This is a genomic window from Pseudomonas sp. P5_B2 (assembly GCF_056400445.1).
This window is the reverse complement of sequence record NZ_JBFULH010000710.1, coordinates 1-1,932: the sequence shown is the minus strand read 5'-3', so window position 1 is coordinate 1,932 and position 1,932 is coordinate 1. Positions and strand designations below refer to the sequence as shown.

General features: G+C 57.4%; 2 protein-coding genes. Both read left to right on the top strand.

Annotated features, from left to right (window positions below):
• Positions 1-320: 320 nt before the first annotated feature.
• On the top strand, positions 321-902 hold the full coding sequence (locus AC1DRJ_RS25880) for an alpha/beta hydrolase (RefSeq protein WP_477804661.1): 582 nt from the start codon (positions 321-323) through the stop codon (positions 900-902).
• Positions 903-962: 60 nt separating this feature from the next.
• Positions 963-1,886 (top strand): sigma 54-interacting transcriptional regulator, encoded by a 924-nt coding sequence (locus AC1DRJ_RS25875; RefSeq protein ID WP_477804660.1) that lies wholly within the window; start codon positions 963-965, stop codon positions 1,884-1,886.
• The last annotated feature ends 46 nt before the right edge of the window (positions 1,887-1,932 follow it).

The window sequence follows — 1,932 nt, the reverse complement described above, 5'->3', positions numbered from 1 at the left end:
AGCACAAGCAGGGAGGCTGGGACGGTCATCGTTCCGCTGATCCTCATATGCGCTTTAGATCTATTAAAGTAATTAAATATTCCTTTATAAGATAAGCGTTTCAATCAATCATCGCTTCACAGATTTTGAGTTTCCGGGGCCGTCTCCTTGGCAGGGTGCGGTCCTTTTTTTTGCCCTGAAAAAAGTGCCTGTCAGCTAAATCGACGGGATCGGCCTTATATGCTTTATTGGTCTTAATAAATAGCTTCTTATTCCTTAACGAATATAACTCTCATCCTTATACTCGACCCGGAACAGACACGCAGCAGGAGAGCTCCCCCATGCGCAACGAATCCATTCGCTACCTGATTGTGCCGGGCTGGCAAGGATCGCCTGACGATCATTGGCAAAGCCACTGGCAGAACAGCCTGCCGAACAGCGCGCGGGTGGAACAGGCTGACTGGCTGACACCGCGTCGTGAAGACTGGGTCGCGGCGCTGGCCGAGGCGATTGCCGCCGACAGCACGCCGGTGATCCTGATCGCGCATAGCTTGGGTTGCATCACCGTCGCCCATTGGGCTGCTACCGCTCCTGTACAGTTTTTACGTCAAGTGCGCGGGGCCTTGCTGGTCGCGCCAGCGGATGTCGAGCGTCAGGCGTGTGCACCGGCGTTGCGCAACTTCGCACCAATTCCCACTGACCTGTTGCCCTTTCCGAGCCAGATCGTCAGCTCCGACAACGACAGCGCCGTGAGTACGCCGCGAGCCCTTGAGCTGGCGCGTAATTGGGGTGCTGAGGCGGGGATTTTGTCGGGGGCCGGGCACATCAATGTGAAGTCTGGTCACCAGCGCTGGGAGCAGGGTTTTGCCTACCTTTATCGCTTGCAGAACCGCATGGAACATCACGCCCTGCGACGCGCYTGAACCTTTTGTTTTTTAAAACAGCGCCCCCCGTCTCCCGGCGGTATTGGGCGGGAGTCTGCCATGAGTATTGAAGCCTTCGGTCAGCCGTTGCTGACCTTTCCCGATGCAGAAAAAAGCCCCCTGAGCATCCGCGCCAAGGCGCTGGTGTTTGTCGATCCGCGCTCGCGTCAGTTGCGTCAGGAATTGGAACAATTGGCGCCACGTTCGATCTCGGTGTTGATTCGCGGTGAAACCGGCAGCGGCAAGGAATTGCTGGCGCGTCATATCCATCGCGCCAGTGATCGTGGCGGGTTGTTCGTTTCAGTCAATTGTGGGGCGATCAGTCCGACTTACGCCGATGCCGAATTGTTCGGTTATGCCGCTGGCAGCTTCAGCGGATCGGCGAGCAGTCGTGCGGGGTGGTTCGGTTCGGCCAATGGCGGCACGCTCTATCTGGATGAGATCGGTGATTTGCCGCTGCCGATTCAGATCAAACTGCTCGCCGCGCTGGAAAACCACGAAGTGACCCGTGTCGGCGCGCATCAACCGAGTCCGGTGGACGTGCGTCTTGTCGCTGCCACCAGCATTGATCTGGCCCAAGCCGTGGCCGCCGGAAAGTTTCATGAGCGGCTCTATCACTACCTCAGCGAAGGCCACTTGGAGCTGCCGGCATTGCGTGACCGCGTGGGCGATATTCTGTCGTTGGCCGAGTACTTCCTGGGCATTTACAGTCATCGTCTCGATTTGCCGGTGCCGCTGATCAGTGAGGCTGCGCAGATTGTGCTGGAGCGGCACAGTTGGCCGGGAAATACCCGCGAGCTGGAAAACGTCATTCACTTTGCGTTGTTGGTGAGTACCGGCGACGAGATATTGCCGGCGCATTTGAACTTGCCTGATGAAGGGTTGGGGAAAATAGAACAGCAGCTCAAGCGGATTCTCGGCAGCGGTTCTGCCGCCGATAAAGAAGCCTTGAAACGCCTTCTGCAGGACGCTGGCCTCCTGTAGGAGCAAAGCTTGCTCGCGATCCAGGCGACTCGGTCTGTCGGGAGTC

Excerpts from the sequence above, each read along its gene's own strand:
- AC1DRJ_RS25875 (WP_477804660.1), top strand. The coding sequence starts at position 963 with ATGAGTATTGAAGCCTTCGGTCAGCCGTTGCTGACCTTTCCCGATGCA.